General features: G+C 35.9%; 5 protein-coding genes. 3 read left to right on the top strand and 2 right to left on the bottom strand.

Annotated elements, in window-relative coordinates; all coding sequences use genetic code 11:
- Positions 1 to 206: 206 nt before the first annotated feature.
- Positions 207 to 2,249, bottom strand: a complete 2,043-nt coding sequence (gene metG, locus CEP47_RS08860) for a methionine--tRNA ligase (protein WP_261919990.1) — start codon at positions 2,247 to 2,249, stop codon at positions 207 to 209.
- Positions 2,250 to 2,510: 261 nt separating this feature from the next.
- Between metG and apbC the strand changes: the two genes are divergently transcribed.
- Positions 2,511 to 3,629 (top strand): iron-sulfur cluster carrier protein ApbC, encoded by a 1,119-nt coding sequence (gene apbC, locus CEP47_RS08855; protein WP_261919991.1) that lies wholly within the window; start codon positions 2,511 to 2,513, stop codon positions 3,627 to 3,629.
- 51 nt (positions 3,630 to 3,680) lie between these two features.
- Here apbC and cysZ read toward each other — a convergent pair whose 3' ends face one another.
- Complete coding sequence (cysZ, locus tag CEP47_RS08850; RefSeq protein WP_261919992.1) at positions 3,681 to 4,451, bottom strand: sulfate transporter CysZ; 771 nt, start codon at positions 4,449 to 4,451, stop codon at positions 3,681 to 3,683.
- A gap of 245 nt (positions 4,452 to 4,696) precedes the next feature.
- Here cysZ and zipA point away from each other — a divergent pair, with 245 nt between their 5' ends.
- Entirely contained in the window at positions 4,697 to 5,695 is a 999-nt protein-coding gene (zipA, locus tag CEP47_RS08845; RefSeq protein WP_261919993.1) for a cell division protein ZipA, read from the top strand.
- 94 nt (positions 5,696 to 5,789) lie between these two features.
- Entirely contained in the window at positions 5,790 to 7,814 is a 2,025-nt protein-coding gene (gene ligA / locus CEP47_RS08840; protein WP_261921031.1) for an NAD-dependent DNA ligase LigA, read from the top strand.
- Positions 7,815 to 7,994: the final 180 nt, after the last annotated feature.

Raw genomic sequence — 7,994 nt, 5'->3', positions numbered from 1 at the left:
AGGTAGCTCTTAAGATTATTTAGTTATTCTTTTATCTCGCTGACTCGGAGATAAAATTTTATATTCAGAGGGTTAAAAACCTACTTATCATACAATAAAGTTAAATTAAGATCCGCAGAAAAGATCAAAAAAAAGATCTTTCCTGTTCGTTTGTTGAAATAAAAGGCGATCTTGTTGCTTAAAGAAAACAACACCACAAAGATAGATTATTTCACTCTCATACCAACTTTTGCACCTTGATCAGGGCTAAGAATAAAGAGATCCTTTCCGCCGGGACCTGCAGCTAATACCATACCTTCTGAAAGACCAAATTTCATTTTGCGTGGTGCTAAATTAGCGACCATCACAGTCAAACGTCCTTCTAATTCTTCTGGTTGATATGCAGACTTAATTCCTGCAAAAACTTGACGGGTTTCGTTACCAATATCAAGGGTTAATTTAAGTAATTTATTTGCCTCTGGAACCGCTTCTGCTTTGATAATTTTAGCAATCCTTAAATCTATTTTAGCAAAATCCTCAATCGTAATAGTCTCTGCAATTGGTTCAATTTCACTATTTTGAACGACTTGCGCTTGTTTTGTTTCAAGTGCAGTAGTAACTGTTGCATTTTCCTGTTTTGAAGCTTCAATTAACTGTTCAATCTGTTTAGTTTCTAAACGACTAAATAACGCTTTGAATGGTGAAATTTGATGACTTAACAATGGCACAGCTAAGTTTTTCCAAGTTAATTCATCATTTAAAAAGGCTTCTGAGCGTTGGGCTAATTGTGGTAAAACTGGTTTTAAATAGCCAATCAAGATACGGAATAATTGAATGCCCATTGAACAAATTTGATGCAATTCTTCTGCTTTACTCTCATCTTTTGCAATTACCCACGGTGCTTTCTCATCAATATATTTATTCGCTTTATCACATAACGCCATAATTTCACGAATTGCTTTGCCATATTCTCGTTGTTCATAACATGATACGATATTTTCTGCTTGTGCAATAAAGTCATTAAATAACGCTGGATCTTCTAATTTATCTGCTAATTTTCCCGCAAAACGTTTTTGGATAAAGCCTGCATTACGACTGGCTAAATTGACTAATTTATTGACTAGATCACTATTAACACGTTGAACAAAATCATCAAGATTAAGATCAAGATCATCAATGCGACTACTCAATTTTGCCGCATAATAATAACGTAAACATTCTGGATCTAAATATTTTAGATAAGTAGCCGCTTGAATAAAGGTGCCCCGAGATTTAGACATTTTCTCGCCATTCACTGTAACATAACCATGTACAAAGATATTTGTTGGTTTACGGTAACCCGCCCCATCTAACATTGCAGGCCAGAATAAACTATGGAAATAAACAATATCTTTTCCAATAAAATGGTATAACTCGGTTGGACTACTTGCTTGCCAATAATGCTCAAAGTCTAATCCCGTCTTTTGACAAAGATTTTTAAAAGATGCCATATAGCCGATTGGTGCATCAAGCCAAACGTAAAAATACTTTCCTGCTGCATTAGGAATTTCAAAACCAAAATAAGGGGCATCACGAGAAATATCCCATTGTTGTAATCCCGATGCAAACCATTCTTGCATTTTATTTGCCACTTCACTTTGCAGTGATCCTGATTTAATCCACGTTTGTAACATCGCTTCAAAACTTGGGAGATCAAAGAAAAAATGTTCAGATTCTTTTAATACAGGCACTGCACCAGAAATCGCTGAACGAGGCTCAATCAATTCAGTTGGACTATAAGTTGCGGAGCAAACTTCACAATTATCCCCATATTGATCTTTAGCTTGGCATTTAGGACAAGTACCTTTCACAAAACGATCAGGCAGAAACATTCCTTTTTCAGGATCAAATAATTGAGAAATAGTCCGACTTTTAATAAAACCATTTTCTTTTAAGCGAGTATAAATTAAAGCGGAAAGTTCACGATTTTCTTCACTATGAGTAGAATGATAATTATCGTAACTAATATTAAAACCTGAAAAAGAAGCAATATGTTGTTGTTGTACTTGATTAATCAGTTGTTCAGGTGTAATTCCCATTTGATCTGCTTTCAACATAATTGGCGTGCCATGTGCATCATCAGCACAAACAAAGTAAATTTGATTGCCTTGCATACGTTGAAAACGCACCCAAATATCTGCTTGGATATGTTCTAACATATGTCCTAAATGAATAGGACCATTCGCATAAGGTAAAGCACAAGTAACTAAAATTTGACGTGGAGTAACCATTTATTATCGACCTTTCACTTTTTATTATTTGAAATACATTGGGAATTCTGAATCTACATAAAATAAACGGCTAATATTAGCGGATTCATACCATCTTTACTAGAGACTAGAGAAGATAAAGTAGGATTTCACGCCAGATTAGCTTAGAATAAAACTTTCCAAGTTGATAAGTTAAAAGACTTCAAACCAATAGTTGTTCGGTCAAAATTGAAATGAAGGTTTACCAACATAGAATTTAAAGCAAGATATTAAGGATAATTTATGACTCTTGAATTACCAAAACATAACGGTCTAAAACAAGATGTTTTAACAGAAATAATTGTCATTTTGTCTCAATTCAAACATCATAGCTTAGAAAAAAATCTCCTTGAATTAAATGCAATTAAAAAAATTGAATTAATAGACACTACTTTACATCTTCAATTACAAATGCCATTTGTGTGGAATAGTGTTTTTGAAATCTTAAAACAACAGACCACTGATAGCCTTCTACAAGTTACAAATACCACTGAAGTGAAATGGCATTTAAACTACCAAATTGCTACTCTTAAACGAGCCAACAACCAACCTGCAATCAATGGGGTAAAAAATATTATTGCGATAACTTCTGGTAAAGGAGGGGTTGGTAAATCAACTGTTGCTGTTAACCTTGCATTAGCCTTAAAAGCACAAGGCGCTAGAGTTGGTTTATTAGATGCAGATATCTATGGACCATCTATTCCACATATGCTAGGTGCCTCTCAACAACGCCCAACATCGCCTGACAACCAACATATGACGCCGATTGAAACGCACGGTATTTTTACCAATTCAATTGGGTATTTAATTGACCCCGATAATGCAACCATCTGGCGAGGCCCAATGGCAAGTAATGCTTTAACTCAATTACTTAGCGAAACATGGTGGCCAAATCTTGATTATTTAGTCATTGATATGCCACCCGGAACAGGGGATATTCAACTCACCTTATCGCAACAAATCCCTGTAACAGGTGCAATTGTGGTTACTACACCACAAGATATTGCATTACTTGATGCAATTAAAGGCATTGCGATGTTTGAGAAAGTATCCGTTCCTGTTCTAGGTATTATTGAAAATATGAGTGTACATATCTGTGCAAATTGTGGCCATCACGAAGCCATTTTTGGTACGGGTGGTGCTGAAAAAATTGCCGAAAAATATCAAGTTAAATTATTAGGACAGTTGCCTTTACACCTTCGTTTACGAGAAGATCTTGATCGTGGCATTCCAACCGTTGTAGCAGATACTCAAGATCCTATCAGTCAAGCATATCTTGAATTAGCTCAACAAATATCGGCTGAACTCTACTGGCAAGGTAAAACGATTCCTAGTGAAATAATGATCAAAGAAGTACGATAAAATTCATCAAAATTTTATACAAAGGCGATTTTTAATCGCCTTTTTTCTTCTCTAATCCGTTCTATTTTCTGCTAGATTGCTCTTAAACTGCTGACGATAATGATCCACCCAAATGGCAGTAGCACCGCAAACAGCAACAGGCATTACAATAAAATTCACTAAAGGAATAAAAGCACAGAGAGACACTAAACCACCAAAAGTCAAATTTAACCAACGTTTTTGTGCAAGTGCAAGTTTCATTTGTTGAAAATCAACTTTGTGGTTATCAAAAGGATAATCACAATACTGAATTGCTAATAACCACGCTGTAAAAATGAAAAAAAGAAAAGGCACTATCGTTTGTCCAAGAAAGGGAATAAAACCACAAAGAAAAAGTAACACTAAACGCCACCAACTATAACAAAGTTTCTGCCATTCTCGCTTAAAAATACGAGGAAGATCTTTAGTGAGATCAAGCAAAGTCATACTAGCTGTCTCTTCACCCGTTAATCGTATTTCTACTTTTTCAGCCAAAAGACCATTAAAAGGAGCAGCAATAAAACCTGCTAAGGTGGTAAAAATAAAATAAAAGAACAACAAAATAACCGCTATTCCTAAAGCTAGGATTAAATAACTAATCACACCTAACCAATCTGGTATAAATGCCATTAACCAATGGTTAAACTGGTTAATCTGGTGTAAAAAAAGGTAAAAAATAGCACTCAGTAGAATAATATTAATAATAAACGGCACAATAACAAAACGGCGTAATCCTTTTTGCATAATTAAGTGCCAGCCTAAAACAAAATAATTGAACCCTTGTTTAATTTCTTCAAAATTCACAGTAAATACTCTTATTAATTGATTATGATAACAATAAAATCTTAATTTCAAGCGAGATCTACTACTGCCCTACTAGAAAAAATATGCTAAGCTATCAGGACTTTCACACAGCCATTTCTAGCTGTTATTAAGCTGGTCTAGCGAAAATTAAGATCAAATAGTTAATTTAACAAATCTGATTGATTCGATAAGACCAAAACAATCAAAACTCATAGTTAGGCTACAAAAAAGAGAGTGGATTAGCAATGGATCTTCAACAAATCATTATCACTATCGCAGTCATTATCTTAGCAATTCTAATCGGCCATGGTTTATGGTCAGCCCGTAAAGAAAAATTACAACGAGAACAAGCCAATAAACGTTTTGAGCGACAAGAACCAGAATTAACCTCTGAATATGTTTCAGCACCTCGCCCTGTTCGTCGTGCTTCAATTAATGATCAACTTGAAGTACAAAAAAACTGTGTAAATACAAATACCACTTCTACTATATCTGCTAACACCACCAAACCTACCACTGCTCCTGTTACCGAAATAACAGAAAATAAAGATGATGTAGCTGTTCATCAACCATTACAACAAACTCTTGATTTAGATGATGATAATCTGGAACAAGAAGTTAGCCAAATTAAAATTACACTACCGGGACAACCACCTATTTCTGCTACATCTCAATCTAATCCAACACTTGATGCGGTTAAAGGTGAACAAGAAATAACACCATCAGAACAAACCACAGAAATAACAAATCAAGCTGAACAAAATGAAAAAGACGAAATAAATTCAGTAAATAACAGTGAAAATAATGCTGAAAAACCTGAAACAACAGAAGAAAAAACACAACAAGAATACCTTGTGATCTATGTTGTAGCACCAGAAAACCGTGAATTTTATGGTTCCCGCATTGTGGCTTCATTAGAAAATTTAGGCTTTATTTTTGGTCAACATAATATTTTCCATTATCACCTAGACTTAAATGCCGACAGCCCAATTACATTTAGTGTTGCTAATATGCGTAAACCCGGGGTATTTGATCTGAGTAATATGGATCAATTTAGTACAAACGGTTTAACCTTCTTTATGCCTTTACCATCTCCGGGTAATAACCTCGTAAATTTCCGAACAATGTTAAGAACCGCAACAACACTTTCTGAAGAACTAAACGGATTTTTATTAAATGATCGGCGAGAAATTTTTACTGAAGAAAATAAACAAGCCTATTTAGCTAAAGTAACGGAAGAGTAAATTTTTATTTTTCTCTTCAAAACCGTACTTTTGTTGTGGTTTAGCCTCAAAAAAGTACGGTTTTTTATCTTACCAAGAGAGAATATTTATGAATATAACAACTAAAATTAAACAATTAAGAGAAGAATTGCGTTATCACGAATATCAATACCACGTTTTAGATCAACCACAAATTCCCGATGCTGAATATGATCGCCTCTTTCAACAATTAAAAACATTAGAACAACAATACCCAGAATTCATTACGCCAGAGTCGCCGACGCAACGGGTGGGAGCTAAACCTGAGAATGGCTTTGCCCAAATACAGCACGAAATTCCAATGCTATCTCTGGATAATGCTTTTTCTGATGATGATTTTGTTGCTTTTGTTAAACGTATGCAAGACCGCTTACCACTGCAAATGGGTGATACCGAGCAACTAGAATTTTGCTGTGAACCGAAACTTGATGGCTTAGCTGTTAGCCTTTTGTATATCAATGGAAGTTTAGTGCAAGGTGCAACCCGTGGTGATGGTACAACTGGCGAAGATATTACTAGCAATATTCGTACTATCCGCAATGTTCCACTCCAATTATTAACTGATAATCCTCCTGCCCGTTTGGAAGTGCGAGGTGAAGTCTTTATGCCACAAGCAGGCTTTGATCACCTCAACCAACAAGCCTTAAAAAATGGTGAAAAAACCTTTGCTAATCCACGGAATGCTGCCGCAGGTTCATTACGTCAACTAGATCCGAAAATCACTCGCCAACGTCCATTGGTACTTAATGCTTATGGAATAGGGATCGCTGAAGGGGTTGAACTACCGAAAACACACTATGAACGCTTACAATGGTTAAAAAGCATTGGTATTCCAGTGAATAGTGAAATTCAATGTTGTAAAGGCATACAAAGTGTTCTGAATTATTATAAAACTATCCAAGAAAAACGCCCTACTCTTGGCTATGATATTGATGGTACTGTACTTAAAATTAACAGCATTAACTTGCAAGATGAACTTGGCTTTATATCCAAAGCACCTCGTTGGGCTATCGCCTATAAATTTCCAGCACAAGAAGAAATGACTGTTTTAAATAACGTTGAATTCCAAGTTGGACGAACTGGTGCCATCACCCCCGTAGCTAAACTAGAACCTGTTTTTATTGGTGGCGTAACTGTTAGCAATGCAACATTACATAATGCTGATGAAATTGAACGTTTAGGCATTGCGATTGGGGATACCGTCATTATTCGCCGTGCAGGTGATGTTATTCCACAAATAATCGGTGTCGTGCAAAGTCGCCGCCTTGCTAATGCACAACCTATTATTTTCCCAGAAAACTGCCCTGTTTGCGGCTCACATATTGTCAGAGTTGAGGGTGAAGCCGTCGCACGTTGTACTGGTGGATTAGTCTGTGAAGCACAACGAAAAGAAGGATTAAAACATTTTGTTTCTCGTAAAGCGATGGATATTGATGGGGTAGGCGAAAAACTCATTGAGCAATTAGTCGATCGTGAATACCTACATACTCCAGCAGATCTCTTCTTATTAACTAAAGAGATCTTAATCGGTTTAGATCGTATGGGTGCAAAATCAGCTGAAAATGCGTTAGCAAGTCTCGAAAAAGCGAAAAAAACGACTTTAGCTCGCTTTATCTTTGCCCTAGGTATCCGAGATGTTGGCGAAGCAACCGCACAAAATTTAGCAAATCACTTCAAAACGCTAGAAGCAATTCAACAAGCAGATATTGAGCAACTACAACAAGTCCCTGATATTGGTGAAGTAGTTGCTAACCGAGTACATCACTTTTGGCAAGAAGAGCATAACCGACAAGTGGTAGAAAAATTGTTAGAAGTCGGTATTCACTGGGATCCTCCAACACTCACAGAGCAAAATATTAGCGATAACCCACTGAAAAATAAAACCGTTGTTTTGACTGGTACACTAACACAAATGGGGCGTGATCAAGCAAAAACCTTACTGCAGCAATTAGGAGGTAAAGTTACTGGTAGCGTATCGAAAAAAACGGATTATCTGATTGCTGGTGAAAATGCAGGATCAAAACTGACTAAAGCGGAAGAACTTGGTATTAAAATACTGAGTGAAGATCAGTTCTTAACCATAACCAAAACATATCTATAAATCACCACTCAGCAAGGGAATTATAACCTAATTCCCTTTCTCTACTTATCCTCTCCCCTCAAAAATGTTTATTTTTAAGTCGCATTGTTTGTTTTTTAGCTTAATAAGCAACTAAAAACATTGAAAACTATCTAAAAACCTTTAAAACTATTGTTAGAAAAAAAATCTTTGTTATAATCA

It is taken from the genome of Mergibacter septicus (assembly GCF_003265225.1).
In the GTDB taxonomy this organism is placed as follows: domain Bacteria; phylum Pseudomonadota; class Gammaproteobacteria; order Enterobacterales; family Pasteurellaceae; genus Mergibacter; species Mergibacter septicus.
The sequence above is the reverse complement of the archived record's forward strand: the minus strand, read 5'-3'. Positions and strand labels throughout refer to the sequence as shown.

What these genes read in the sequence shown, in the direction of transcription:
- metG (WP_261919990.1), bottom strand. Translation starts at nt 2,249, where the DNA reads ATGGTTACTCCACGTCAAATTTTAGTTACTTGTGCTTTACCTTATGCG.
- apbC (WP_261919991.1), top strand. Translation starts at nt 2,511, where the DNA reads ATGACTCTTGAATTACCAAAACATAACGGTCTAAAACAAGATGTTTTA.
- zipA (WP_261919993.1), top strand. Translation starts at nt 4,697, where the DNA reads ATGGATCTTCAACAAATCATTATCACTATCGCAGTCATTATCTTAGCA.